The organism is Streptomyces sp. NBC_01363 (assembly GCF_026340595.1).
Classification (GTDB): domain Bacteria; phylum Actinomycetota; class Actinomycetes; order Streptomycetales; family Streptomycetaceae; genus Streptomyces.
Map to the genome: position 1 here is coordinate 2,605,662 of NZ_JAPEPF010000002.1, position 24,719 is coordinate 2,630,380.

Here is a 24,719-nt window from a genome sequence, read left to right on the forward strand (position 1 = left end):
GGGGCGGGTGACCGGGGGCGCGCGGGATGATCACCAAACGCCCCTGTGGCGCCTGCGCCGGCATCACGTCGGGGCCGCAGGCTCCGCATCGCCCACTTCCTCGCCGGCCTCCCGGTAGAGATCCTGAGCCGTCTGTGCGCGGACCGGGTCATGCGACGACCGACACCACCGCGTGTCTACGACCCGAAGGGGGGCCGGCCTCCGAAGCACGGTGGCTGGTTCGTCTTCGACGATGCTGCGACCTGGGCCCCGGGCAGGCGGTGACCATCACTGACACCCGCCCATCATCGAGGGCGCCGTCGTCCGCCTGGCCGTGGAGAGGCTGCCCGGTGTCGGCGTCAACAAGCCTGTCCGGCTCTGGTGGTCGAGCACGGGTGTGACCACCGCCGATGTGGACCGTTGCTGGCAGTCCTGCCTCCCGCGTTCGACAAAGGTTCAGAAAACCAAGGGAACGAAGCCCCGGCGAACTGGATGAGCAACATGCTCGGCAGACTGGCACCCATGGACTCAGGACTCGCCGCGCTACTGGGCGCCGCCGTCGGTTCCGCCACCACCCTCGGGGCTGCGATCGTCAACGGCCCGTGCTCAGGCACGGTCCCAGCATGAAGAGCGGGTTGACGTGCCCGCGGAGTAGGACCGGGTCGGCGCAGCACGGGCAGGGAGGGTGCTGCGTCGATGATTGGCCTTCTTCTGTATCGGTCCGATGGGTGTTCATCGAAAGCTGGGCCAGCTGCCGGGAGAGGAGGAACGCCGGCCGCGAGGCTCGCGCGTCGGAGCCTTCGCGTACTTGCGCGGACTTCGCCATGGCCCCACCCGCAGCCGAGATCGACTGCAGGGCGACCCGTGAACTCTCCCCGGGCAACCGAGTGGCGACGGAACGCGTCTCCAAGATCGAAATAGGCCACGGGGACGGACATGAGGGGATCAGAACATGGAAGAGGCTGCGGCTTCTGCGGTCGTGCGAGTCCTGAAGGACGTGGGCTGGCTCGCATTCAACGTGGTCGGCACGGTGGGTGACGTGCTCGCCACCCACATTCCCTGGAACAAGCGGAGCGGGCGCTCTTCCACGGACGAATGACCCGTCGCCGGAGGGCAACACCGTTCAGAGGCCCCGGGCGGCGCATCAGCTTCGTCGACCCAGTCGAGCAGGTGCATCGAGCCAATCGCAGGGTGAACCGCTGGAGCGGACGGCGTCGGTCAGGTCCCGCCACCCTGGTTGGGCGTCGTCGCGAGCCGCTCGTGCCCGTGGGAGCCTTCGTGCCCGTGGGAGCTTGAGATCGGCACTGTGGCGGGCACGTATCTTCTCCAACCGTTCTTGTGTCGCTTTCATCGGCTTTCTCGCCGTCCGGGTCCTACGACCTGGGGAGCAATGACGAGTGACGGCTGGTTGGTCAGGAACACGAGACGTTGAACGGCAGATCTCGGCGGAAGACGGCCATGGCCCTGCCGGGGCCGTTGTAGTCGTCGACGACCTCCTTGTCGAAGTCGAGGCTGCGGTGGAAGGCGATCGAGCCAGTGTTCTCGATTGATGTGATCGCCTTCAACTGCCGTGCACCATGACGTTCCGCTGCCTCGGCGAACGCCGCGTACAGACGACGCCCGAGACCGGTGCCGCGGGCGTCGTCCCGCGTAGCGATCAGATGTACGTACCCGGTGCCCTCTGGGGTGACGAACCCGAAGATGTACCCACGGATGCCGTCCTCGGCTCGGGCAACCAGGCAGGTCGAACCGAACTCCTGCACCACTGCAAGAAGGTGCAGCGACCGAAGGTCGCGTTCGCCCCAGTAACGAGGGTGGTCAGTCAGGACCTGGTGGAAGTCGTCCACCTGGGCCGGTGCGATGTGTATCCCCATGATGACGATCATGGCAGTGTCATAGCCGTGGCCGGTCCTTTGGGGTCACACTCGCCCTGAGCCGGTTCACCGGCTCGGCCAGGACGTCGAAGAACTGGCCGGGCCGGAAGCGGCTGACGGCGATACAGACCTCGTTGATGTCCACGTCGACCTCGTAGCTGTCGGTGCGGATCAGTACGCCGTTTGTGAGGTCCTCGTCGGCGGCGGGGTACTGCAAGACGTCGGCGCAGAGCGTTCTCCCCGACCGAGGGCGGCCGTGGGGCTCCGCCCCGGGAGGGTGCAGCGCAGAATGACGGGCTTCGCCGCGCGTGAGTGCCCCTGTGGTTCCTGTGGGGGAGGGAGCGCTGCGCCCCGCTGCTGTGCGGGCCGCGCCGGTCGGGTGAATGACCGGCGAGTGGCGCGCCCGCCCGTCGGCGGAAGGGCGACCATCGGGGGAGAGACCATATCCGAGGGAAGGGGCTTTTCCGTGAGTCGTGCACTGATCATCGTTGATGTGCAGAAGGACTTCTGCGAGGGCGGCAGTGTTCCGGTGAAGGGCGGCGCGGGCAGGGCCGCCGCCATCGCCGAGCTGGTCCGACGCCCCGACGAGCGGTACGCCTTCGTCGTGGCCACCCGTGACCACCACATCGACCCGGGCGCCCACTTCTCCGAGAACCCCGACTTCCATGACTCGTTCCCTGTGCATTGCGTCGTCGGCAGTGAGGGAGGCGAGTTCCATCCGGACTTCGCGCCCGCCGTGGACTCCGGGCACGTCGACGAGGTCGTCTTCAAAGGCGCGCACTCCGCCTCGAAGAGCGGTTTCGAAGGCTTCACGCAGGACGGTACGACGTTGTCCGACTGGCTGAGAGCCCGCGATGTCACCGAGATCGATGTCGTCGGCATCGCGACCGACCACTGCGTGAAGGCGACTGCACTGGACGGAGCGCGCGCGGGCTTCACGGTGCAAGTCCTGCTCGACTACACCGCCGGTGTCGCCGCCGACACCACGCGCACCGCACTCGACGAACTGCGCCGGGCCGGCGTCGCGCTCAGCGGCGAACCTGTTGTCGCTGCCTGAATACGTCGGCCGTAAGCGGCTGCCCGGGAACGATGTCGGCGCCCCGGTGCTTGTGTGCCCGCCCGCGAGCAGCGGGCGGGAGACAGATCCGACCGGGCCGCCTGCGGGGGAGATCACCCCTGGGCGGCGGCCGCCGAATCGGCGGGCTCGTCGTGCGGGGGCAGGGTGGGGGCACCGCGGGACGAGCCGCTTCCTTGTCCGTGAACTGTGTCATGACCGTGCCCCCGTCTCCGGCGTGGGGGCGGGCAGGTCGACCGGTTCCTGGTCGAAGTCGGCCGAACGGCTCACCGCTTCCCACCTGGCTGCTTCCTCCAGCTGGCCGCGTGAGTAGTCCTGTGCCATCTGGACGGCACCGGCCCCGATGACGAGGTGAGAGGGCGGGGCCGGGTGCTTGACCACGCGGACCAGGATGTCGCCGGCCCGCTGCGGGTCGCCCGGGGCGTTCGCGCCGCTGAACAGGCGCACCATCTCGCCGACCGTCGCGTCGTACTCCGATGCGACGTCCGGGGTCTGCATCGAGGCTCCGGCCCAGTCCGTGGCGAACCCGCCCGGCTCCACGACCAGGTACTTGATGCCGAACGGGGCGGTCTCGGCCGCGAGCACCCGAGTGAAGCCGTCCACGGCGAATTTGGCCGCTTGGTAGGACCCGAGCCCCGGCGTACCGCCGACGCGGCCGCCGATGGAGGAGAACTGCACGAAGTGCCGCCTCCCTGCGCACTGAGGACCGGGACCGCCGCTGTCGAGACGTTGTAGACGCCCCAGAAGTTGGTGTCGAACTGACGGCGGAAGTCGTCCTCGGGCGTGGTCTCGACGGCCGAGGTGTTGGCGTGTCCGGCGTTGTTGACCACCACGTCGACCCTGCCGAACCGGTCGACCGCCGCCTGCAGGCCGGCCACGGCGGCCGACCGGCCGGTGACGTCGAGCGCGACGGGCAGGACGCGGTCTCCGTACTGCTGCACGAGCTCGTCCAACTGCTGCGGCTTGCGTGCCGTGGCGACGACGTTGTCGCCGACTTCGAGGGCGGCGATCGCGAGGGCGCGGCCGAAGCCGCGGGACGAGCCAGTGATGAACCAGATGAGGGTGTGTGCGTCCATGCCTCTACCAAAACACGGTTGCGTTATTAGTGCAACGTGGTTGTGGTAAATCTCAGTGGTTCGCTGCCGCTCGCCACCGCGGCGCCGTCGCGGCATTACTGAAACCTGGTTTCGTTATAATGGGGTCATGACGAAGGCTGATTTCCTGCGCGCCCGCAGCCCCGAGGCCAAGCTGGCCCGGGAGGAGGCGATCTTCGCGGCGGCGACACGCCTCGCCACGACGAAGGGGGTACGGGAGGTGACCGTGACCGCCATCGCCGACGAGGTCGGCATGCACAAGTCCGCGATGCTGCGCTACTTCGAGACGCGCGAGGACATCTTCCTGCGCTTGGCGGGCACCGCCTGGCACGACTGGTCGGCCGCGGTGCGCGAACAGCTTGAGGCCATCACACCCTGCCCCCACGCCGACGGCGAGCAGTGGGCCGAAGCCGCCCGATCGATCGCGGGCGTGCTGGCTCAGTCACTGGTGGCCCGCCCGCTGTTCTGCGACCTGTTGGCCCACACCCCGCTGAATCTGGAACGCAACGTCTCCACCGACACTGTCCGAACGTTCAAGAAGGGCGCCATCGCGGAGGTCATGAGCATCGGCGCCACCATCAGCGCGATCACACCGCTCGACGCCGACCAGGCGCGCAGTGTTGTGACGACCGCCACCTCGATGGCCGGAGCCCTGTGGCAGATGGCCGCCCCCGGCACCCAGCTCCGCGCCTTCTACGAGACCGATCCCGAACTGTCCCACTCCGTCATCGACGTCGAACCCAGGCTGACCGACATCCTGACCGCCCTGCTCACCGGCTACGCCACCGGCACCGTTTGCCGAGCCGCCAGAGCAGCGGACGCCCGCCCTCATGGGGGAACGGACGACACAGATCACCCTGGGGAGGACCTCGGCGGCCGAAAGCAATAGCGGAATGGGCCGGTCTCGGGTCGCGCTACCGCTGCTCTGTTGGCTGGCCCGCTCACCGTCCTGCCCGCCCAGGGAACCAGGGACGGCGTGGTCGCGAGTCGGAGTCGAACTCGCGGAACCAGTTTCATGGAGCACGAGACGGAGCCTTTGCTTCTATCGACGGGGACCGGGCAGTGGCAGTACAACCGATCCTCCGCCCCGGGCGAGTACAAGCGCTACGTGCACGACCGGTGGAAGTCGGGCCGCACCAATGCCCGGAGGCTCTGAGAGGAGATTGCGCCGCTCGGCTGGCAAGGCGATTGCGGTATTGCCAGCGATGAGGTGTGGCTGGTGTCGCAACCAGGTCGGCGTCGCACGGCCGGACAAGCGGTTGTTGACAGGTGGTGGGCGGCGGGCAGCGTCGCGGTGTTCTCAGACGCTGAAGCTGCTTCGCTGTACGACCTGCTGAACCCGTGGGATTCCGATCGGCGACCCGATGGCAACTTCTGCGTCCCGTTCGTCTACTTTCCGTTCGGCATGGGTGCTGAGTCGGTCCTGGACGTGGGCTGTGGCACCGGGCCACGCTGCGTCTGCCACGTGAGCGCGGCCATCGTGGCCAGCTCGTCGGACTGGATCCGGACCGAGTCGCGCTGGACCGAGTTCGGCGCCGGGCTGACGTCGAGTGGATGGAGGGCACTGCGGCAGAGGCGCAGCCCGGTGCCGACTTCGATCTCGCGACAATGACCGGCCATGCTCGCCAGGACTTGGTCACCGATCACGAAGTGCGGGCTTCGCTCGCCGCGTGCTGGTGTGCGCGCCCACGATTGAGGAGTCCACCGAGATGGGCCGGTTGTGGACGCCCCGCCAATTGCCGTACCTCTCCGGCAGATGAATCGGTGGCCTCTCCACCCCCGGCCACCCCGCCGCGGTGTCCGATCTGGGGGCAACGGCTCGATCCGCACCCACGGCACGTCAGCCAACGGCACACATGAACAACGACCGGAGGCGTCGGTCGGAACTGGCGCCGCCGGCGCGCTTCGCGGTCGGGGTCCTTGTGCCCGCCACCGCGCTCGGCCCACTGCCGCCCGGGATGGGGCATCAGGTTGAGCGGTCCGAACTCGTCCAGGCAGATCACCACCTCGGGCTCGTCGGCCTCGGGTATGACCTCACCGTCGGCAATCGCGCAGAGGTGCTCGACGCGGGCCTTCTTGGCGGCGTAGTCCGGATCGTGGGAGGTCTTCCAGGTCTTCACGCGTTGAAAGCTGACGCCTTCCTCGCAGAGCAGGATGCGCAGGCCCTCGTGGCTGATGTGAGATCGGTTCGGGGCGCCCTGCCAGCATTGCTGCTGGTGGGATTCCCTGAACCGCCCCCGAATCCGGCGTGCACGTTTCCGAGCACCGGGGCTCTCCACACGTACCCTTCGACGACCTCGGGGTCCTTCTTCCTTGGCGGGACAGGGCGAAGGAATCACTGCTCCTCCAGATAGCCGTTTGCCCGCTCGACCAGCCCTTTCGCTTCTGGATCACGGGGCCGGCACAGATGGATCTTCGTGGCGAGCAGGCCCGCGAACGCGGCGAACTCGGCGGTGAGCTTCCCGCGACCGACCCCGGATTCGTTGTCCCAGACGAGCGTCTTGGGCACCGCGCCCCAGGCCGAGAGCAGCCGCCAGTGCCCATCGATCAGATCGCCGGTCGTGCGCGAGGGCAGCATCCGCGCGACGATCACCCGGGAGTAGCCGGACACCATCACCAGCACCGGCGGCCGTCCGCTCTGGCCGTAGCCGAGCGGGATGTCCGCCTCGGGAAACCACAGGTCGCACTGGGCCAGCTCGCCGGGCCGATACGTCGTGCGCGAGACCGGATCGACTGGCACATAGGCAGGCCGCAGGTCCCGCACCCGGTCCTTGAGGACCGTCATCCCGCGTTCCCACCCGATCCGCTCGGCAATCACGGTGGCCGGCATCGTCGGAGTCTCCCGCAAAAGCTCACGGATCTGGACCTCGACCGCGTCCACGACCGACCCCTGAGACGGGCGCTCGTACTTCGGCGGCCGGTCCGTGGCCAGGGCCCGCTTGACCGTGTTCTTCGAGATGCCCAGATGCCGCGCGATTGCCCGGATCGGCATCTGCTCAGCCCGGTGCAGCCTACGGATCTCTGCCCAGTCCTCCACGAGGATCACCCTCTCCCTCCTGACCTTCCATCAAGATCAGGTTCAGGCGAAGATCACCAAGTGGGTCACTTTTGATCCGCCGTCAGAGGGTCAGAATTCAAGCGACGCCGAGAGATGAGCTCGGTGGGGGGCCGCACATGCCGCACAGCCGTTGGCGACAGCCCTTGATCCGCAGTTCCTGTGCGGTGTACAGGCCGGGCGAACGAGGCCGAAGTCTGCCGGCCTTACGGGCACAGGGGCGAGAGCTCCAGCCGACCGACGACCGAACGGTCAGGCGCGGTCGGCCGTGACTGAGCTTTCTCGTCCGGTGCCAGGAACGGGCCCTGCCGCGGCTCCTCGGCCCGAAGCAGAGGAGCAGGACGACTGGCGCCGACGCCCGTTTTGGCCGTATGTCCGCCGTCGACTGCCGCGGCCCGGACAGAGAACGGCACTGACCGCGAGGGCGTGGGAGAGGCGTGGGGCGCGTGGGACGGAGTCGTTCACGCCCGCACCCGCGCCTCTCCCGGGGCGTTCTCAGAACCGGCTGCCGAGCCACTGGTGGATGGCGAGTGCGGTGGTACGTGCGTGTTCCTCCAGCATGGTGAAGTGGTCCCCCGGAACAGTGACCTCGGCGTGTGGCAGGCTCCAGTCCGGGGCGGGGTCGGTGCCGGGCAGCGGATCCCGGGCTCGTACGTACAGGGTGGGGCAGGCGAGCGGCGTGGGTTTCCAGTCACGGAAGAGCTCGAAGTATCCGGCCATGGCGGTGAGCCGACCGGGACTGGCAGAGGCGAACTGCGCCGCCCGGCGCAGCATGTCCGACGTCATCGTGGAGAGTGCCTGCCCCTGGTCACCGTGAGCGGGTGGATAGGTGTCCACCAGGACGACGGCCACCGGGGCGACACCCTCGGACTCCAGACGCTCGGCCACAGCATGGGCCACCCAGCCACCGGCCGACCGCCCCAGCAGTACCAGGGGGCCTTCGGCCGCGGCTGCGCGGACGGCAGTGGCCTGGGCGGTGACGAGAGCGTCCAGTGTGGCGGGCAGGGCCTCTCGGGGCTCGAACCCCGGGTGCCGCACCGCGGAAACCGGCCGCAGCCCTCGCAGCCGGGCACCGAGGCGCGCGTACTCCTGAGGTCCGGACAGCGCGCTGAGCGCGGGGGAGCAGACCAGCCGGGCCCCCGCGCCGCCCGCCGCGAGCATGACGGGTTCGTGTGTCGCACCGGACGCCCCGGCCGTGTCGAAGACCGGGCGGAGGCGCGCGGCAATGGTGAGGAGCACCATGCCGTCCCAGCTCCGCCCCCGGGCGCATGCGGTACGAAAGAGCGCGCCCAGGGAGTCCGGAGATTCCCCGGCATGCGGGGCTTCGGCGACCTGCACCCGGGCATCCGGCGGAGCGCCCGCCCCCGGACCGCTTCCCGGACCGTGGTCCGCCGGCCGGCCCGGGGAGCCCGAAGCGTCGGCGGCCTCAGGCCGTGACCGGTCGTCGGTTGCGGCACCCGCAGCAGGTGCCTCGGCGGCATACCGCCGCGTCAGCTCGACAGCGAGCGCGCGCGGCGTCGGGAAGTCGAACAGCAGCGTGGACGGCAGAGCCAGCCCCGTCCACGCCGCGAGCTCATTGCGCAGATCGACCGCGGCCAGGGAATCCAGCCCCAGGTCCGCCAGCAGGGCGTCCTCGTCGATCTCGCTTGCCTCCTCCCGATGGCCCAGGACGCGGGCCGCCAGGGTCCGGACCATTGTCAGCAGCACCCCGCCCATCCCGCCGGGGGAGGCAGCCGCCAGTGACGGGCCGAGTAGGTCCCGGCCTCCGTGGCCCCCGTCGCCTGCGTCGTCCCCGTAGGCGGCAGTGTTTCGGAGCCGGTTCGCCGCCGTGCCACCACCACGGAGAGCGGCCGGGGCCAGGCGGGCCGCCACCACCACGGGTTCGTCACCGGCCACGGCCGCGTCGAAGAGGGCCAGGCCTTCTTCCGGCCCGAGCGGGCTGAACCCGGAGCGGGCCATCCGCTGCCGATCCGCGTCGCCGAGGTGCGCCATCATGCCGCCGTGCTGCTGCCAGGGGCCCCAGACGATCGACGTACCGGGCAGTCCGAGCCGCCCGCGGTGCCGCGCCAAGGCATCCAGCACACAATTGGCCGCGGCGTAGTTGGCCTGACCCGCGGAGCCGAAGGTGCCCGCTACCGAGGAGAACAGCGCGAACACGGCCAAGTCGTGACCCCGGGTCAGTTCATGCAGAGCGAGAGCGGCGTCCACCTTCGGGCGCAGCACCCGCCTCATCCGGTCGGTGGTGAGCGCCGCGACGACGCCGTCGTCCAGCACCCCCGCAGTGTGCACGACGCCGGTCAACGGGTGGGCCGCCGGTACCGCGTCGAGGAGGGCCGCGAGCGCGGTCCGGTCCGCGACGTCACAGGCGTGAACGGTCACCTGGGCGCCTGCCTCAGACAGCTCCGCGACGAGTTCCCGCGCCCCCGGAGCGTCCGGCCCGCGCCGGCCGGCGAGCAGGAGATGCCGGACGCCGTGAGCGGTGACCAGGTGCCGTGCCACCAGCATGCCCAGGGAACCGGTGCCGCCGGTGACCAGGACGGTGCCCTCCGGGTCGAGCGTCCGCCTCTTCCGTGGCTTCGGTGCCGCCTCGGCCAGTGGCACCAGCTTCGGCACGTACACCGTTCCCCGGTGTACGGCAGCCTCCGGCACCGGGGCGGCCAGCAGGGCGGGCAGGGCAGTCCAGGAGTCGGGGTGCTCGTCCACATCGATCAGAGCGAAGCGGCCGGGATTTTCCCGCAGGGCCGAACGGACCAGTCCCCACACCGGTGTGTGCAACGGTACGGATGCCGTCTCGCCGGATCGGCCGTCACTCCCGCGACCGGCACCATCCGCAGGGAATCCGTCATCGGTCGAAGCGACGGCACCGGACGTCACGAGGACGAGACGGGAGTGGGACAGGCGGGGCTCGGCGAGCCACTCCTGCACGAGCCTCAGCGCCCAGTCCGCTGCCCGCAGCAGAGCGGCAGCCTGGTCGTGCCCGTCGTCGGTCGTTCCCGGCGGCGGGCAAGGTGCCACGACGACGGCCGACGACGCGTCGCACGCCGCCGCGCCGGGGTACACCGGGACGCCGGAACCCGGCGGCGCGAGAGCATCCACCAGCCGTGTGCCCGCCGAGCCCAGAACCCCCCAACGGGGCATCACCACGGGTGTGGACGGCTCGGCCGACGCCACCCAGTCCGTCCGGTGGAGAGCACCGGTGACTGCGTCCGCCGTCGTTGAGCCGGTACGCGGAAGAGGGCGGAGCGCCAGCGAACGGACCGTCGCCACCGGTGCGCCCGTCTCATCGGCCAGCTCCACTCCGGCCTGACCGTCCGGCCCGGGGGCCACCCGTACCCGCAAGCGCTGTACACCCGCGGTGTGCACGCGCACCCCGCTGAAGGCGAACGGCAGGGACAACCCGCCGGCCGCCGGATCGGCTGCCCCGGAACCGTTCGCGACAAGGCTGTCCAGGGCCAGGGCGTGCAGCGCGGCGTCGAGCAGTGCGGGATGCAGGGCGAACTCCGGGCCGTCCGCCTCCCGGCGCGGAGTCCGGGCCGCCTCGGGCAGCGCGACGTCCGCGTACAACTCCTCCCCGTGCCTCCAGGCGGCGCGCATGCCTCGGAAAGCGGGGCCGTAACGCAGCCCGTCGGCAGCCAGTTGCTCATACGGTCCGGTCCCCGGACGGTCGGCATGCAGTGGCATGGCCGCCTCCGGTGGCCAGGACGCGTCCGGCCGGGGCACACCGCCGGTCTCGCCTGCGGTTGCTCCCCGGTCCGCAGGCGGCTGCGCAGGCGAAAGAGTGCCGACGGCGTTCCGGAGCCAGGGCTCATCACCCGCCGGAGTATGCGGCCGGGAGTGGAAGAGCACAGCCCGCCGCCCCGTGTCGTCCGCCCCCGCCACCCGCACCTGCAAGGCGACAGCACCGTCCGACGGCAACGGCAGCGGCGCGGTCAGAACGAGCTCGTCCAGGACGTCCGCGCCAGCCAACTCACCGGCATACAGGGCCATTTCGACGAAAGCAGTCGCCGGAAGCAAGATCTCCCCAGCCACCACGTGGTCGGCAAGCCACGGCTGGTCCTGCACCGACAGCAACCCGCTCAGCAGCAGCCCGTCGTCGTCGGCCGTGCGGGTGACCGACCGCAGGAACGGATGGGCGGGCTCGGCGGTCGAGGACATGGGCGGATGTTCCGGGGCGGTCTCCAGCCAGTACCGGCGGCGCTGGAAGGCATACGTGGGCAGTGCGACGCGCCGCCCGCCGCCCCCGGCGTGGACAGCCCGCCAGTCGACGGGAACGCCATGGGAATGCAGCGCGGCCAGCGTGTCGAGCAAGGCATCCGCCTCCGGCCGCTTCCCGCGCAGTGTCGGCAGAACCAGTGGCACCGGGACCTGCTCGCCGCCGCCCGCCTCGCCCGTGTCCGGGTCGGCCGGGGTCGGCCCGGACACGGCAAGGCAATCACGTACCAGGCCGGTGAGTACCCCGTCCGGCCCCAGTTCGACGTAGTGTGCCGCGCCCTGCTCGCCCAGGTACGCCACCGAATCGGCGAAGCGAACCGGACGGCGGACATGGTCCACCCAGAACTCCGGCGTGCACATCTCCTCGGCGGTGGCCGCCCGGCCCGGCACAGCGGTGATCAGAGGCAGCTGCGGCGCGGCGAAGGACAGCCGCCGGACCACGTCCGCGAACTCGGCCAGCACGGGCTCCATCCGAGCGGAGTGGAAGGCATGACCGACCCGCAGCGGCGTCACCGAACGGCCCCGTTCCCGGAAGTACGCGGCCACCTCCCGCACCGCCGACTCGTCGCCGGAGACAACCACTGAGGCAGGCCCGTTGATCGCGGCGATCTCCACCGCACACCCGGTCCCGGAGAGGTGGGCAGCCACCTCGTCCGCACCGGCGGCCACGGCCGTCATCGCGCCGCCCGAAGGCAGCGCGTCCATCAGCCGGCCCCGGGCCGCCACCAACGTGCACGCGTCCGCGAGGGACAGCACCCCGGCGACATGCGCCGCAGCCACCTCGCCCACCGAGTGCCCGGCCACCAGACCGGGACGTACCCCCCACGCCTCGAACTGCCGGAACAACGCCGTCTCCAGAGCGAAGAGCGCCGGCTGCGCGAACCAGGTCGTATCCAGCAACGCGCCCGTCTCCGTACCTGGCGCGGCGAACATGACGTCCCGCAGAGACACCGGCAGCAGCGGGTCGAGCAGGGCACAGCACTCGTCCAACGAACCGGCGAAGGCCGGATACAGATCCCGCGACCCGTACAATTCACGGCCCATGCCCACACGTTGACTGCCCTGACCGGTGAACAGAAAGGCCGGCGGGCCGTGATGGCGGGACGTGCCCGTGTGCACTCCGGACCGGCCGTCGCCCTCCGCCACAGCCCGCAGGGAGCCGAGCAACTCGGCACGGTCCCGGGCCACCACCACGGCCCGGTGCTCCAAGGCCGCACGCGTGGTGGCGAGCGAGTATCCGATATCCATCAGGGACGCATCAGGAGTGGCGACCACATGGTCGTACAGCCGTCGCGCCTGGGCCCGCAGCCCCGGCACGCTCCTCGCCGACACCGGAAAGGCCACCGCGGTCCGCCCGGGACGCGCCGCGCCCTCCAGCACCACCCCGGGTCCGACACGGCCCCTCGCGGTCCCGCCGTCCGCCACGGCACACAGCGATGCGGCCTCCTCGCCGTCCGGAGCCTCTTGGAGCACCACATGGGCGTTGGTGCCACTGATCCCGAACGACGACACCCCCACCCGGCGCGGGCGATCCGTCGCGGGCCATCCCACCGCCCGGGTCAGCAGCGAGATCCGCCCCGACGACCAGTCGACACGGGGCGTCGGCTCGTCGGCGTGCAACGTACGCGGCAGCACACCATGCCGCATCGCCTGCACCATTTTGATCACACCGGCCACTCCGGCAGCGGCCTGGGTATGACCGATGTTCGACTTCACCGAGCCCAACCGGAGGGGACTCTGCCGCGCCTGCTGCCCGTACGTCGCGAAAAAGGCCTCCGCCTCGATGACGTCCCCCAGCCGGGTGCCGGTGCCGTGCGCCTCCACGGCGTCGATATCCCCAGGCTTCAGCCCCGCGTCCGTGAGCGCCTGCCGGATCACCCGCTGCTGCGCCGGCCCGTGCGGTGCGGTCAGCCCATTGCTCGCCCCGTCCTGGTTCACCGCCGACCCGCGCACCACGGCCAGTACCGGAAGCCCGGCGCTGCGCGCCTCGGACAACCGGCTCAACAACAGCATTCCGGCACCCTCGGCCCACCCCGTACCGTCGGCGGACGCACCGAACGCCTTGCAGCGGCCGTCCGGCGCCAGCGCCCGCTGGCGACTGAACTCCACGAACGACGAGGGCCCCGACATCACCGTGGCGCCACCGGCCAACGCGAAAGCGCACTCACCCCGGCGCAGCGCCTGGGCCGCCAGATGCATGGCCACCAGGGACGAGGAACACGCCGTGTCCACGGTGATGGCCGGGCCTTCGAGGCCGAAGGCGTACGCGATACGACCCGAGGCGACGCTTCCGGCGTTGCCGAGGCCGAGGTACCCCTCGACATGCTCGGGCGTCCTTGCCAGGCGCCGCGCGTAGTCGCTGTACATCAGCCCGACATACACCCCGGTCGCCGAGCCGCGCAGAGTGCCGGGGACGAGACCGGCGTACTCGAACGCCTCCCACGCCACTTCGAGCAACAGCCGGTGCTGCGGGTCCATGGCCAACGCCTCGCGGGGCGAGATGCCGAAGAAGCCGGGGTCGAAGCGGTCCACACCGGAGAGGAAACCTCCCTCGCGCACATACGTCCGTCCGGGCCGTCCGGGGTCCGGGTCGTACAGCGCCCGGACGTCCCAGCCCCGGTCGGTGGGGAAGGGACTGATGGCGTCCTTCCCGTCGGCCACCAGCCGCCACAGCTCCTCGGGAGAGGTCACATCTCCGGGATAACGACAAGCCATCCCCACGATCACCACGGGATCGTCGTCCGACCGGGCCGCACCCCGGTCCACGGACCCGGCGCCGGCCGGCGCGGCGGCGTTCCGCTCCCCGAGGTGGGCGGCGAGCGCCGCGGCCGTGGGAAAGTCGAAGGCGACGGCCTCGGAGAGCGGCAGGCCGGTCACCGCCGACAACCGCTCCCGCAGCACCGTCACCGTCAGGGAGTCCATACCCAGGTCCCGCAGCGCCGTGCTCGGCTCCACCGCCTGAGCCGTACAGCCGAGCACGGCAGCCACCTCGCCCCGCACCAGGGCCAGCAGGTCCTCCGACGGCTTCCCGGCGGCCTCCGTGCCCAGCGCCCGTGCCGGCAGGCCGGCGAGGTCCCGCCGCAGGGTCTTTCCGGAGGCGGTACGGGGAAGGTCCTCCACCAAGAACAGTTCGGCGGGCACCTTGAAGCCGGACAGTTCCGCACGGCAGGCGGCGAGGATGCGCCCCCTGTCCAGTACGCCGCCGGGCTCGGCTACGAGATAGCCGACCGGCACCTCGCCGAAGACGGGGTGCGGACGTCCGGCCACGGCGGCGTCCGCCACCCCCGGCAGCCGTCGCAGCACCGCCTCCACTTCCGAAGGATGGATGTTCACCCCGCCCCGGATAATCAGATCACTCGCCCGGCCGGTGATGGCCAGTCCACCGGAGGCATCGATCCTGGCCAGGTCACCTGTGCGGAACCAGCCGTCGCGCAGGACCGCCGCGGTGGCTTCCGGCCTGCCGTGGTAGCCGGCCATCACCCCTGGCCCGCTGACCCACAACTCGCCCTCGCCCGTGTCCCGGCCGTCGGGGCCTCCGCCGACCCGGACCCGGACGCCGGGCAGCACCCGGCCGCACGCCCCGGACATCGGCTCCTCGCCCGGCGCCGGCATGGTGACCGCGCCCGCCTCCGTGCTGCCGTAGTGCTCCAGATAAGGCACACGGCAGATCGCCCCGAAGGACTCGCGGAACCCGGGCCCCGCCGCGGCGCCGCCACTGACACAACCCCGCAGCGCGGGGGCGCCGAGGCCGCCGCCGTCCGGACCGCACTCCTCGCCCCGGACCGCGTCGAGCAGCGCCGAATACGTGGTCGGAACTCCGCCGAGCAAGGTGAACGAGGCGTCCCCACGCCGCAGTTCGCCGAGCACCCCAGCCACCGAGAACCGGGGCAGCAGTACCGCGCTCGCCCCCACTGCGGTCACCCCGAGGAAACACACAATCTGGCTCATCGCGTGATGGAGGGGCAACGGCCACAGCACATGGTCCCGTTCGGACAGGCCCAGGACCCCGACAAGGCCCGTCGCGACCGGCGCGAGGCGGTTGCGCTGGGTGGACAGGACGCCCTTGGGCGTGCCGGAGGAGCCCGAGGTGTAGAGCAGCCACGCCACTTCGTCCAGTGCGAGATCGTCCCGGGCCGACGTCCGCGGCTCCGTACCCGCCAACTCCTCGAACCGCAGAACGCCGCCCGCGCCCGCGACCCCGGCGGGCCGGCCCCGTCCGCCGGCCCCGTCCGCCGGCTCCACGCGGTCCGCGCACGAAGGCGAGTTCCCGGCCCCGTCCTCAGCGCCGCCTTCGGCCACCACCACGGTCAACCCGGGTCGCAACGGCAGCGTTCGCCGCCGCGTCAGGCAGGCGTCATCGGTGATGAGCACCCGTGCCCCGCTGTCGTCCAGCAAGCGGGTCAGCTCATCCTCCGAGTTTCCGGGGTCCAGAGGTACGCCCACACCGCTCGCCCGGGTGACGGCGAGCAGGCTCTCGACCGCCTCGACACGGTTGCCGAGCAGTACGGCCACCCGGTCACCGCGCGCCAGACCGAGTCCAGCCAGGTGACCGGCCAGCCGTGCGGTCCTCCGTTCCAGCTCCCGGTAGGTCACACGCCTGAGCCGGTCCTCGAAACAGATCTTGTCCCCGAGGCGCCGGGCGTGGTGCCCGAGCAGTTCCGACAGTGGTTTGACGATGTCGGCGTGCCTACTCACCGCATGACCTCCTTGAGATGACCCGTCGTTGAGGACGACGGCACGGTGTACCAGGTTGCCTACCGACGACGGGTCGCCGCCGATGGGGTACGACTCACCTTCCGTTTCCATCGAATTCCGTCGAACAGGGTGGTCGTGTGCCGCGTTCAGCTCTGCGGGCTCAGTCCCGCCGCGGTCGGCGGGACAGCCGGTCCGCCCGGTTGGCGGAGGCGGGGTGGTGCTCCGTGGTCAGGGCGATGCCGACGGCCGGCGTGATCAGGTCTGCGACAGTGACGTCTGCCGCCACCGTGCCATCCCGCACGGCGCGGTGGCGGGAGCGGACCTCCCGCTTCTTCCAGTGCCGCTGAACAGTTCGCGCCCTCTTCGCGAGGGGGGTAGCAGCAGTTTTCCCGGCGGGCTGGTCGCGTAGCGGGCCTCGCCGACCAGGCGCGGGCAGTACCCACCGCGCTCCGGCCGCGCCCGGCGCCTTCTCGAAGGGACACTCGTCGATCGCGGCGACGTGGAGCAGGTCGGCGAGTGTGGTTCGACCACCGGTCCCCGTTCAGGCGGAGGCGAAGCCGCCGAGGACCGGCTCTGGGCCGATGCCCCGCTCGATCGTTTGCTCGTCCGCGTCGAGGCACACGTCGACTGCTGCTTCCATCGCCTCAAGCAATGGCGCGGCTCAATGACTTGAGGACTCGCACGGTGGCGCCCAGCTCCGTTGTTACCAAGTGCGGACAAGACCTCGGTGAACGACTCCTGCCCGGGTGCCATCTCACGGGGTGCAACGAACAGCAGATCCGGCCGGCCGCCCTGCGGGAGCAGGTGCAGGCGCCGCATCCTGATATCCCACGGGGGCTTTAACAATGACCACTCGCCGTGCTCGCCGTACCGTCCGTTCCGCCGGCCTGGTGGCCGTTGCCGCCGCTGCGGCATTCTCGCTGACTGCCTGCCAGAGCGGGGGCAATGACGCTGCCGCCGGCTCGGAGAAGAAGATCTCCAGCTCCGCCTCCGGCTCCACCGGTATCGGCGGAGCGCCCGACGGCGCCAGGACCAGCGCAGACAAGACCCAGATCAGCGTGCAGACCGGGACGTCCGCCGCGCACCGCGCCACCGCACAGGCCGCTGCGGCCGCCGCGGCCAAGGCGGCATCCCCGGTCCGCACCCAGACCTTGGCAGACGGCAGCAAGGCCGAGATCTACGAGCTCGGTGACCAGCACTACCGCGCCGTGATCGTCAGCCGCGGTTCGGTCCTGGCCACGCTGGAGACGAAGGGGCAGGACGCCGGGCTCGACGCCAACGACATGTTCGTCGTGCTCACGCTGAGCGGCGAGGTGCATTCCTGGATGGGCGGCGGACACACCGGACCGGGCACCTTCAAGCTCGCGGGCGGTTGGACGGCCAAGGTCACGAAGATCGGCGAGCTGCGGTACCGCGCGCAGATCCTAGGCAACGAGGGCGCGGTGGAGGCCATGATGGAGGCGAACCAGCACGACACCGGGCTCGACGCCAACGGCGTATACATCGTGCTCAGTAACGGCGGTGTGATCAGCTCCCACCTGTAAGCGCCTGCTCGGCTGCGCGGCGGCTTCACACCGGGCCGGGCCGTCTCGCAGCCCACACGCTTCGCCATCTGACAGATGCACTTCGAGAGGGCGCGAGGAGTTGGGCCTCCTTCGGCGAGGCAGCCGTGACAGCCGCCAGCGCCGTCATCATTGACCGGTGAACCACTATGGATGCGCTGCTACCGGGATGAGAAAGACACCTGGTTCTGCTTCGAGGTCGATACCGAAGGCCCGGTGACTCGGCAGATCGAGCTCGAAGGGCCTGAGCTGACCCCGATCGCAGCGGCCTGCCTCGAAGAATGACAGCGGGCCTACGGCGCAGGCTGCCTGGACGAGTACGACCGCAGGTACGGGATCACCGCTGAACTGAAGCTTCCTCTTGATGTTGGACACCTGGAGACTGGGACGTGAGGTTCCAGAGGGAGTAGTGCCAGGTGGGAGGCAAGAGCAACCGCAGTAGGCGGTATGCGGTATACGGAGGAGTTCAAGCGCGACGCGGTCGCGCTGGTCCGGTCCTCCGGCAGGACCGTCACCGAGGTGGCCCGGGAGATCGGGGTCAGCGCCGAGGGACTGCGGAACTGGGTCAAGCAGGACACGATCGACCGTGGGCAGGGGGCGCCGGGCGAGCTGACGAGCGCGGAGCGGGAAGAGCTGCGTCGGCTGCGGCGGCAGAACCGTGAGCAGGCCGAGACGATCGAGGTGCTGCGAAAAGCGGCGGTCACCTCGCAGCGTAAGCAACGAGTGCCCAGCATCACGCGGAAAGTTCGCGCCAACGGTTGCCCTGGACTTCGGCCACCGGCGACCGCCCCGTCCGGTGTGAGGACGCTCAGCCGCCGAGGATCTCCACCACGGGTCGCTGCGGGTCGTAGGGAGCCCAGCCCGGGTTCCCGGTGCCGGCGAACGCGACCCAGGCGCCGTGTACCTGGGCTGCGAGTCCTGCTGGGGCGGGGTCGGGGCCGAGTAGGCAAGTGTCCCCGTGCAGCCAGGGTTTGTCGGCGATGTCGAACACGAAGGGCAGCTCGACGGTGTGGGCAGCGCCGAGTCGCCCGGCCAGGGCTGTCGAGCGGTACCCGAAAGAGTAGACGTGCGTGCGGCCGCCCGAGATCCGCGCGTGGGCCTGCGCCATGCGCGTCGTACCGGCCCCGAACAGGGCCTGCCCGAGCACGGCGGCGCGCAGCTCGCCCAGTGTTTCGTCCGTCCGTGCCGCGCGGTGCGAGGCGAGGGCGGTCTCCGGGTCTGCATGCACCCGGGTGGCGACGGCGAGCACGTCGGCTTCCGTGGTGGACTCCAGGACGCCCTGCGGTACGAGGTAGAGGCGCGCCTCTTCGGTGTTGGTGCCGATGAGCAGGTCGATGTCGCGGGCCGGGCCGTCGGCGAGAGCGTCGGCGGGCTGGACCGGCAGGACCAGGCTGAATGGGCTGAGCCCGGCCAGCGGGTCCGTGGTGGTACTGGTACGGAGGTCGAGTCCGGCCAGCGCGGGCAGGATCGCCAGGAAGCGTTCGTCCGGGATCGGGGCGAACGCCTCGGCGGTCGGTTCGACGCCCAGCGCGGCGGCCGCCGTGGCGGTGACCCGTTGCGCTTGCTCCGGAGTGAACGCGCCGGTGCCGTTGCCGCTCTGGACGATCGCTCGCCGGAACAGACCGCCTGCCTCCGGTGTCGCGAGCAGCGCGCCGATGAGCGTGGCGCCCGCGGACTGGCCGAAGACCGTGACGTTCTCGGGGTCGCCGCCGAATGTCCCAACTGTGTCGTGTACCCAGCTGAGCGCGGCGAGCACGTCCAGCAGTCCGCGGTTGGCCGGAGCACCCGCTAGATCGAGGAACCCGGGGATGCCGAGGCGGTAGTTCACCGTGACGAGGACGACGTCGTCACGGGCGAACGCGCCGCCGTCGTAGAGCGCGGCGCGGTTCGAGCCGGTGACGAACCCGCCGCCGTGCACGAAGACCATGACGGGACGCCTGCCGCCGTCCGCGGCGGGCGTGTGGACATCGACGGTCAGGTACTCCGCGCCGGGCACCCAGCCCGGCCCGAAGTAGGGGACCATGTCGAGTCGGCCGAAGTCGCGGGCCGGCTGGGGAGCCGTGGACGAGGGCCGCGTGCCGTCGCGGACACCGGACCAGCCGGGGTGCGGTACGGGTGGCGCGAAACGGCCGGCGCCGGTCGGTGCCGCCGCGTAGGGGAGGGCGCGGTAGCGCTCGCCGGATCCGTCACGGACGCCGCGCACGGCGCCCGCCGGGGTTTCGACGACCGGATCTTCCTGTCGGGGCACGGAACACACTTCCTCTCTGGAGGGGCACATCAGGAGATGCGGGAGAAGCCCGCCCACTCCTTGATCGCGAATTTCGAGCCGCTGCGCACGACCTCCGCGGCGCCCTGGCCGCCGAAGTGCGCCGGGAACACGAGCGCGTTGTTCTCGGCGGCGCGGCCGAGCAGCTTGTGTCGGGTGGCGCGGGACTCCGCCGGGTCCTCGCAGAAGCAGGAATTGGTGTCCGGCTCCGCGATCTGCAGCGCGGTGTGCACCAGGTCCCCGACGAACAAGGCCTGATCGCCGCCGGATTCCAGCGTGAGCACGGACGAGCCGGGAGTGTGCCCAGGAGCGAGATCGAGACGCAGGTTCCTGTCGATCCGGTACGTCCCCTCCCACAAGCGGGTGAGTCCCGCCTGGTGGACCGGCGCGACGCTGTCCTCGAAGACGTTCTGGTTCCCGCGGCCAAGCACGGTCCTGTTCTCGTTGGCCGGGTCCCAGAAGTCGAAGTCCCGCCGGGTCATCAGGTACGTGGCGTTCGGGAAGGTCGGTACCCAGGTCCGGCCGTCGAGGCGGGTGTTCCAGCCGACGTGATCGATGTGCAGGTGGGTGTTGACCACGATGTCGACGTCCTCGGGCCGCACCCCGGCGGCGGCGAAGTTGTCGAGGTAGTTCGTGTCCAGGCGGCTCCACACCGGCGCGTAGGGCCGGTCCTTGTGGTTGCCCACGCCGGTGTCGACGAGGATCGTGCGCCCCTCGCTGCGCAACAGCCAGGACTGGATCGCCGTATGACACTCGTCCGTCTCCGGGTTCCAGAAATCGGGCGCCAGCCAGTCGCGGTGCTCGTCCCACGAGCTCTCTGGGCCGTCCGGGAAGAACTGACCCGGAGACATTTCCACCGAGCCGTAGAACTCTTTGATCCGGGTGACGGTGACGTCGCCAAGGGTGATCTGCTCCGGGTTCTGATCCATGTGTCCGTCCTCGGGTCCGGGGTACGTGGCCGAATGAGATCCAGCCTGGACACGCGGACGGGCACGAACCAGTCCCGGGTTGTCCTACCCCTCGCAGGGTGTGGCTGGGATCGGGCCGCGCACCGGATACTGGGGCAATGAACGGACCCGGCCCACTCGGCGCCTTCCTCCAAGCCCGACGGGCGCGGCTGCGACCCGAGGACCTCGGTCTGCGAGACCTCGGGCCCCGCCGGCGGGTGGCCGGGCTCCGGCGCGAGGAACTGGCCCAGCTGGCGGGCGTCAGCGTCTCGTACTACGCACGGCTGGAACAGGGCCTGTCCCGCGGGGCCTCGGCCGAGGTGCTCGACGCGATCGCCCGCGCACTTTTGCTCGACGACCACGAGCGCGAGCACCTCGACCGGCTCGCCGCCGCCGCCCGCCACGCGCCCCGCGTTCGCCGCCCGCGGCCCGAGAAGCTCGCCGACGAAACACGCGACCTCCTCCGTGCCGTCGACGGCGTTCCGGCGATAGTGCTCGGCCGCCGTACGGACGTGCTGGCCTGGAACACCCTTGGGCACGCCCTGCTGGCCGGTCACCTGGACTTCCTCGGCCCGGATGACCCGGAGCGACGCCCGAATATGAGCCGGATGCTGTTCTTGGACCTGCACTGTCAGGAGCTGTACGCGGACTGGAAGCGCAAGGCGCGCGCGGTGGTCGGCAACCTGCGCATCGCCGTCGGCAGGCACCCGGAGGACCCGCTGCTCGCGGAGCTGATCGGCGAGCTGACGATGAAAAGCCCGGAGTTCGTCGCACTGTGGGGGGACCACCGCGTGGCGCCGTGCGATGCCGCGTCCTACGAGCTGCACCATCCCGTCGTCGGCACGGTGACGGTGACACAGCAGACGCTGTCGATCGCCCGTTCACCGGAGCAGGCGCTCATCGTGTGCACAACTCCCGTCGGCTCCTCTTCCGAGGAGGCCCTCGCACTCCTCCGGCAGACGAGCGGCAGCCGGGCGCCGCACGCGGACAGCGTCGGTGTTCCCGAGAAGCCGCCCCGACGGGTGTAGGCGACCTGGACCCTGCAGCCCGACCGGGTTCACTCCGGCAGTAGCGCGTCACCGCAGACGCAGTCGGCGAAGACCTGGAGCAGAGGCAGGGGCGGACTGCCCGTAATCCGGTCTTTATGCGGTGCGGGCGTGATCGCATCACAAAGACGCCGACCGGAGCCGCGGCCGGCCCGGCCACGTCGGCAGGCCCCCCAGATTCCCGCACAGGACAGCGTGAGGTCACACCTCGCCATGGGAGGATCGAGTGTGACTGAGAGCTACAGTTGGCCGCCTCGGTACTCAGGATTGTTGATCAACGTGACATTTCGAGACAGGCGACACCTGACCACCGCCGGCTCTTGCGTGTGTTCTACCTCTCCGCCCAGATCGCCGCGCGCTTCTGCCCCACGTCCAAGGCCTTCTACGACCGCAAGCGAGCCGAGGGCAAGAGCCACAAACAGGCGATCCTCGCCCTCGCCAGCCGACGCCTCGACGTGCTGTGGGCCCTCATACGCGATCAGCGAACTTTTGAGGCCCAGCCACCTCAGCGCGGTCTCGCCGTGGGCTGATCCCTGTTGTCTTGGGACGTCACGTGCTGCCTGCTGCCGCGGTGCGTCTCAGTTCCTGATGAGAGGCTCGTAGGGGCAACCCTCCGGCGTGAAGATGAGGACGAAGTTCTCTCCCACCCGAACAGCCGCCTCCCGCAAGCGAGCCAGGACGTCTGCTTGGTCCGGAAGGTCGAGGCCGAGGGCTGCGGCGGCACGCTCTCTTCGGGCCACGAGGTCCGGCATGTCCTCCAGGTACTCGGCCGCGAGTTCGCGACTTTCCTCGTCTGTGAACGCTTGGCAGTCGCGCCACCACGGGGCGACCAGCAGCAGCCGCAGGAGCTCGGGCAGGCCGATCGCAACCAGAGCCGCACCTCCTTCGGAGTCGGCATAAAGGATTGGACGTTCCTCGCCGCCTTCACCGCAGAAGAAGTACGTGCCCCCAGCGCCGTCGCCGGCGAAACCCTCGAGCGCGGCGCCCGAGGCTAGGTGGACTTCCTCGACATGGTCGCCTCGGTCCAGGTCGAAGTCACCCGGCCAAGCGAGAAAACGGGCAGCTTCGTCCTGTTCGCGGACGGCAGAGATCAACGAGTCCATGGGCCGCACCTTACGGCTCGCTGGTTGACAAGAATCATTGGGAATCAGTCACATTGAGACGGCGACGGCTGCTGCGGGTTCGTCGGGCCCTCGTCCATGCTCACCCGGCACTGCGCGGACCGCTGGACGCCGGCCGGGACGTCGTGACGACCCTGACCGCGTTGGCCGTGCTGATCGCCGCCCGTGCCGCCGATGACCGGGGGCGGTCCTCCCGGCCTCCGGCGCCAGGAGGATCGCACCCCAGCGGGGCGGCAATCGGGTCAGTGGCTACCGGCCTCGTTCGGGTGTCGGGGACGTACAGCGAGGGAGACGCCCGCCGGGCCGCTTCGGCCGCCGATGGCGCACGGCGGTCTCAGGCACAGTCCGGCCCTGCAGAACTCCGAACGGTGCCGCGCGCGTCGTAAAGATCATGACGGGCATCGACATCACACTCCTGGAAGAACTCGCCGGCTCCTGGGACGAGATTCGGGAGGACTATCAGGACTCCCGCAACGACGAGTACGACAAGGCCGTGAGTGACTGCGCCGCCCGGCTTGCCACCGATCCCGGGGGCGGGTCGGCCTTCGTCTGGACGCTCGGACTGGTCGTGATGGCCCCCTACCTCACCTGGCTGCCGGGCGAAGGCGTCGTACCGCATGCCATGGCGGCTCTGGAGGCCGCCGACACGGCCCTGCGCGAGCGGCCCTGCGCCCACGAATCCCACCCGTACGCGAGCCATGACAGCGGGGACGACATGTACCTCGCCGAGCAGCTGACCCAGCTCGCCGACGACACGGCGGAATGGAACGAGGACCGGCCCCGGGACGAGTGGCGATGCCCGCACAATGTGGCCGGATTCGCCCGGATCGCGATGGACATCGTCGAGCCGGGATCGGTCACCGACGTTCCGCCGCGCCTGCCCATGGAAGCCAGGAGCACCGTGGAGACCCTCACGGCGCTGTTGCACGGCTACCCCAAGCCGTGGACCGACATCGACGAGGAGATCTCCTCCCAGGCGTGGAACCTCTCCAGCGCCGATCCCGAGGACCGCCCCGGACATCTCCTGATCGTCAGGGCGGTTACCTGGTACGCCGTGTCCGGCATGATGCGGACGAAGTCGGTCCTCGACGACCTGGTCGACGCGGTGGAAAGGACGCTGCCGCACTTCGCCGACGCGACCTGCGGACATGAGTGGCATGCAAACCTTCCCGACAGCGGCCCGGACGCCGCGGAAATCGGGGTCATGCTGAGCAGTCCCGGCGGGCGGGGCGTCTACGAACTGAGCCACCGGGAAGGGCGTGTGCCTCCACTGGAGAAGGTGGTGTGCCCGGTCTTCATGACGGAGGTCGCGGAGGAGTCGCTGAGCGTGCTGCGGAAGCGGCGCGAGGAACTCTTCGGGCACCGGGACACCTCCCATGCCGACGCCGAGTATCTGCGCGCGGACGGACAACTTGAGATCGAGAAGATCGTGGAACGGCTCGACTACAAGGGCTGGAACGAGCAGTACGCCGACGATCTGGGCCTGTGGGCCGCGCGTCGGTACGAGCAGGCGGACGAGCGGGAACGGCCCGTGCTGTTGCTCGCCGCCCACCGGGCGATGAAGATTTCGTACCCATCCCCGCCCCGGTCCGTGGTTCGGGGTGTCCTCGCGACCATGCGCGCCGTTGCCGCCGCGCCTCGGCCTCCGAAGTGCAGGCACGAGGACGGTCATCCGACGCCGGAGTACGCGGAACTCCGCTCCGGCCTGCCGCACTTCTACGCACCGGCGGAGTTCCCGCCGGCCGTCGAGCAGCGCAGTGCGGAGGCTTGGACCTGACCGCGGTTCGCAGGTG

Annotated in this window: 13 protein-coding genes and 7 pseudogenes; 9 read left to right on the plus strand and 11 right to left on the minus strand. The window is 70.2% G+C overall.

Translation table 11 applies throughout. The features are described 5' to 3' along the window. Nucleotides 1-931: 931 nt before the first annotated feature. A complete protein-coding gene (locus OG611_RS39190; protein WP_266431227.1) occupies nucleotides 932-1,078 on the plus strand; it encodes a hypothetical protein in 147 nt (48 codons plus the stop codon). 313 nt (nucleotides 1,079-1,391) lie between these two features. Here the strand turns inward: OG611_RS39190 and OG611_RS39195 are convergent, their stop codons facing one another. Both OG611_RS39195 and OG611_RS39200 read right to left on the minus strand, forming a co-directional pair. After that, on the minus strand, nucleotides 1,392-1,865 hold the full coding sequence (locus tag OG611_RS39195) for a GNAT family N-acetyltransferase (protein WP_266431229.1): 474 nt from the start codon (nucleotides 1,863-1,865) through the stop codon (nucleotides 1,392-1,394). 7 nt (nucleotides 1,866-1,872) lie between these two features. Further along, nucleotides 1,873-2,070 carry a hypothetical protein gene (locus OG611_RS39200; protein WP_266431231.1) on the minus strand — a complete coding sequence of 66 codons (198 nt, stop codon included), beginning with the start codon at nucleotides 2,068-2,070 and terminating at the stop codon, nucleotides 1,873-1,875. A gap of 249 nt (nucleotides 2,071-2,319) precedes the next feature. Between OG611_RS39200 and OG611_RS39205 the strand changes: the two genes are divergently transcribed. Further along, entirely contained in the window at nucleotides 2,320-2,910 is a 591-nt protein-coding gene (locus OG611_RS39205) for an isochorismatase family protein (RefSeq protein ID WP_266431233.1), read from the plus strand. A gap of 210 nt (nucleotides 2,911-3,120) precedes the next feature. On the opposite strand, the pseudogene OG611_RS39210 reads toward OG611_RS39205, so the two are convergent. Then, nucleotides 3,121-4,004, minus strand: a pseudogene (locus tag OG611_RS39210) (SDR family NAD(P)-dependent oxidoreductase). A gap of 127 nt (nucleotides 4,005-4,131) precedes the next feature. On the opposite strand from OG611_RS39210, the gene OG611_RS39215 reads away from it, so the two are divergent. Then, nucleotides 4,132-4,911, plus strand: coding sequence for a TetR/AcrR family transcriptional regulator (locus tag OG611_RS39215; protein ID WP_266431235.1), 780 nt, complete (start codon nucleotides 4,132-4,134; stop codon nucleotides 4,909-4,911). A 997-nt stretch (nucleotides 4,912-5,908) separates the two neighbouring features. Here the strand turns inward: OG611_RS39215 and OG611_RS40815 are convergent. From OG611_RS40815 to OG611_RS40825, 5 genes and pseudogenes are all read right to left on the minus strand, one after another. After that, nucleotides 5,909-6,199, minus strand: a pseudogene (locus OG611_RS40815) (IS630 family transposase); the annotation flags it as partial. Nucleotides 6,200-6,366: 167 nt separating this feature from the next. Then, nucleotides 6,367-7,068, minus strand: a pseudogene (gene istA, locus OG611_RS39225) (IS21 family transposase); the annotation flags it as partial. Between the two features lie 504 nt (nucleotides 7,069-7,572). Next, complete coding sequence (locus OG611_RS39230) at nucleotides 7,573-15,984, minus strand: type I polyketide synthase (protein WP_266431239.1); 8,412 nt, start codon at nucleotides 15,982-15,984, stop codon at nucleotides 7,573-7,575. 160 nt (nucleotides 15,985-16,144) lie between these two features. Next, the gene (locus OG611_RS40820; protein WP_323180330.1) at nucleotides 16,145-16,270 is read right to left on the minus strand and encodes a hypothetical protein; all 126 of its coding nucleotides are present in this window, start codon (nucleotides 16,268-16,270) and stop codon (nucleotides 16,145-16,147) included. Further along, nucleotides 16,240-16,501: pseudogene (locus tag OG611_RS40825) on the minus strand (hypothetical protein); the annotation flags it as partial. The gene OG611_RS40820 and the pseudogene OG611_RS40825, both read right to left, overlap by 31 nt. A gap of 328 nt (nucleotides 16,502-16,829) precedes the next feature. Here OG611_RS40825 and OG611_RS39245 point away from each other — a divergent pair. From OG611_RS39245 to OG611_RS40995, 3 genes and pseudogenes are all read left to right on the plus strand, one after another. Then, nucleotides 16,830-17,528 carry a hypothetical protein gene (locus tag OG611_RS39245; protein ID WP_266431241.1) on the plus strand — a complete coding sequence of 233 codons (699 nt, stop codon included), beginning with the start codon at nucleotides 16,830-16,832 and terminating at the stop codon, nucleotides 17,526-17,528. 171 nt (nucleotides 17,529-17,699) lie between these two features. Continuing rightward, nucleotides 17,700-17,903: pseudogene (locus tag OG611_RS39250) on the plus strand (hypothetical protein); the annotation flags it as partial. A 90-nt stretch (nucleotides 17,904-17,993) separates the two neighbouring features. After that, a pseudogene (locus OG611_RS40995) lies at nucleotides 17,994-18,191 on the plus strand (transposase); the annotation flags it as partial. 163 nt (nucleotides 18,192-18,354) lie between these two features. Here the strand turns inward: OG611_RS40995 and OG611_RS39255 are convergent. Further along, entirely contained in the window at nucleotides 18,355-19,794 is a 1,440-nt protein-coding gene (locus OG611_RS39255; RefSeq protein ID WP_266431243.1) for a carboxylesterase/lipase family protein, read from the minus strand. A gap of 29 nt (nucleotides 19,795-19,823) precedes the next feature. Next, entirely contained in the window at nucleotides 19,824-20,741 is a 918-nt protein-coding gene (locus OG611_RS39260) for an MBL fold metallo-hydrolase (RefSeq protein ID WP_266431245.1), read from the minus strand. A 137-nt stretch (nucleotides 20,742-20,878) separates the two neighbouring features. On the opposite strand from OG611_RS39260, the gene OG611_RS39265 reads away from it, so the two are divergent. Next, nucleotides 20,879-21,787: a helix-turn-helix domain-containing protein gene (locus OG611_RS39265; RefSeq protein WP_266431247.1), complete on the plus strand. Its 909-nt coding sequence runs from the start codon at nucleotides 20,879-20,881 to the stop codon at nucleotides 21,785-21,787. A 326-nt stretch (nucleotides 21,788-22,113) separates the two neighbouring features. Further along, nucleotides 22,114-22,335, plus strand: a pseudogene (locus OG611_RS39270) (IS110 family transposase); the annotation flags it as partial. Nucleotides 22,336-22,383: 48 nt separating this feature from the next. On the opposite strand, the gene OG611_RS39275 reads toward OG611_RS39270, so the two are convergent. Next, entirely contained in the window at nucleotides 22,384-22,908 is a 525-nt protein-coding gene (locus OG611_RS39275) for a hypothetical protein (protein WP_266424997.1), read from the minus strand. A 409-nt stretch (nucleotides 22,909-23,317) separates the two neighbouring features. On the opposite strand from OG611_RS39275, the gene OG611_RS39280 reads away from it, so the two are divergent. Further along, nucleotides 23,318-24,703, plus strand: a complete 1,386-nt coding sequence (locus OG611_RS39280) for a hypothetical protein (protein WP_266431249.1) — start codon at nucleotides 23,318-23,320, stop codon at nucleotides 24,701-24,703. Nucleotides 24,704-24,719 lie beyond the last annotated feature (16 nt).